Origin of the sequence: Streptomyces bohaiensis (assembly GCF_012033785.1) — a bacterium.
Taxonomy (GTDB): domain Bacteria; phylum Actinomycetota; class Actinomycetes; order Streptomycetales; family Streptomycetaceae; genus Streptomyces; species Streptomyces bohaiensis.
Window position 1 is genome coordinate 1 of sequence record NZ_JAAVJC010000464.1, and the last position, 2,031, is coordinate 2,031.

The window sequence follows — 2,031 nt, forward strand, 5'->3', positions numbered from 1 at the left end:
GGTCACCGCCCGCCCCGCTCCCGGCACCCGGGGGCTGCGGCTGGTCGCCACGCACCAGATCACCAACGGCGGGCTGCCCGGTACTCCGCCCGGGCCAGTCGGCCCGCGGCCGCCCGCGCCGCGGCCAGTGCGTCACGGGCCTCCGCCAGCTCTGCCGAGACACCCGCCACCCGGCGTTCCTGGGCCCGCAACCGCTCCTGGCCGACGCGGGCGGCCTCCTCCGCCGCTCCGATCTCGCGGTAGAGGTCCCGCAGCCGCGACAGCACCGCGGCGGCGTCCCGTTCCTGCGGCGCGGCACCGGGCTCCGGGCCCGTGCCGGGTTCCGCCGGGGCGGTCGGCCGGCCGGCGCCGGGGTCCTCGGCGTCGGGCCCGGCAGTCGCTCGGTCGGCCTGGGCCGACTCCGCCGGTTCCTCACCGCCGGGGTCCGCCGGCTGCTGCGTGCCGGGCTGGTGGCGCGCAGCAGCGGCGGGGACGAGGGGCGTACCGGCCGGGCCGGCGGTCAGCGTCAGCGCCAGCGCACAGGTGACGAACGGGCGGGGCCAGGGGCGGCGCGGGGACATGGTGCCTCCGGGGTGCGGCGGGTTCGCTCACCGGCGGGCACCCGCGCGCACCCGTCGCGCACGGCCGCCCACCGTCCGTCCCGGTGTGCACACCCCGCCCGGGTCCGTACCGGTGAGGCCGCCGGACGGGTGAACCGCGCCGCCCGACCGGCGCACGCGGGTCCCACCGGACGGGCGATCCGCCGGAGTCGGCACCCTCGCCGCCGGCCGCGCGCCCCCGCGCCGTCAGCCGCTTCGCGGCGGCTCCGCCCGCGGGGACTCCCCGGGGGGCGGGTCCGTGGCGTCGTCCGCCGGTGTCTCCGCGACGGCACGGGGTTTCGACCACGGCCATCGCGGGCCCTCGGCCGGGCGGCCGGACGGGTCGTGGGCGTAGTGCCACCCGGACGGCAACCCCAGCCGGTTGGTGCCCGTCGCCCGCAGCCGGTAGACGAGCACCGACGCGGTGGTGCCGTCCTCGCCCGGCACCGGTACCCGGTAGGTCTTCGGCGGTCTGCCGGTCATCCCGACCAGGACGGGCAACCGCCGTCCGTCGAGCGGTCCACCGGTGAAGGGAACGTCCTCGCTGCGCACCCTGCCAGTCTCCCAGGTGGCGCGCCGGTCGTCGCGACCGCTATCGCGCCGCGCCGAACAACGGGGCGATCCGCGCCGCGAGGGCGTCCACCCGGCCGCCCACGGGCTCGGTCGCCATCGCGGTGCGCAGCAGGTCCGCCGTGGTCCGGTCGCGCCCGCCCGTGACGGCCAGCACCGTCACGCACTGGTCCATCAGCCAGTCGCGCAGTTCGTCGAGAGAGGGTTCCTTGCCCTCGTCCAGCCAGATCAGGGAGGCGGCCTCCACGGCGGTGATCCAGGTCCGCACCGCCAGGTGCAGCCGCGTGTGGGAGGTGTCCGCCCCCAGGTGGGCCATGATCTGGGCCACGGCCGAGCGCCGCACCTCGTCCACGATGGCGTCGGTGCGGGAGGTCCCGACGACGCTGCCGCCCTTCAGCAGTGCGGTGAACCCCTCGCCGTGGGCGTCGACGAAGGCGAGGTAGCGGTCCAGCGCGTTGGCCAGCCGCCCGCTCAGCGGTCCCTCGTGCGGCTCGGCGAAGCAGCTCTCCAGCTCCGCGGCGGCGATGCTGAGCGCCGCTTCGTACAACTGCTGCTTGCCGCCGGGGAAGTAGCGGTAGACCAGCGGCCGCGACACCCCCGCCTCCCGCGCCACGTCGTCCAGCGAGACCTGCTCCGGGGGCCGCTGCGCGAAGAGACACTGCGCCGTCGCGATCAGCTGGTCCCTGCGCTCCGCCGTGCCCAGCCGGCGGTAAGCGGGTCCGGATGCGGCGTGACGGGTGCTCATACCGGTGAAGGGTAGCCGTAACCCTCCACCCCCGGACCGGAGTCACGGCTCCCGCGCCCCCGGCGGCGTCCGCCGTGATAGAGGCCCTGCGCTGCGTGCGGCGCCCCTGGTCGGTCGGCCCGGGCAGCGCCCGGGCCC

General features: G+C 77.5%; 3 protein-coding genes. All 3 read right to left on the reverse strand.

Annotated elements, in window-relative coordinates; translation table 11 throughout:
* Positions 1-59: 59 nt before the first annotated feature.
* Entirely contained in the window at positions 60-560 is a 501-nt protein-coding gene (locus HCN52_RS23950) for a hypothetical protein (RefSeq protein WP_168090510.1), read from the reverse strand.
* A gap of 225 nt (positions 561-785) precedes the next feature.
* Positions 786-1,130, reverse strand: a complete 345-nt coding sequence (locus HCN52_RS23955) for a DUF8847 domain-containing protein (RefSeq protein ID WP_312876858.1) — start codon at positions 1,128-1,130, stop codon at positions 786-788.
* Between the two features lie 40 nt (positions 1,131-1,170).
* Positions 1,171-1,893, reverse strand: coding sequence for a TetR/AcrR family transcriptional regulator (locus tag HCN52_RS23960; protein ID WP_168090511.1), 723 nt, complete (start codon positions 1,891-1,893; stop codon positions 1,171-1,173).
* Positions 1,894-2,031: the final 138 nt, after the last annotated feature.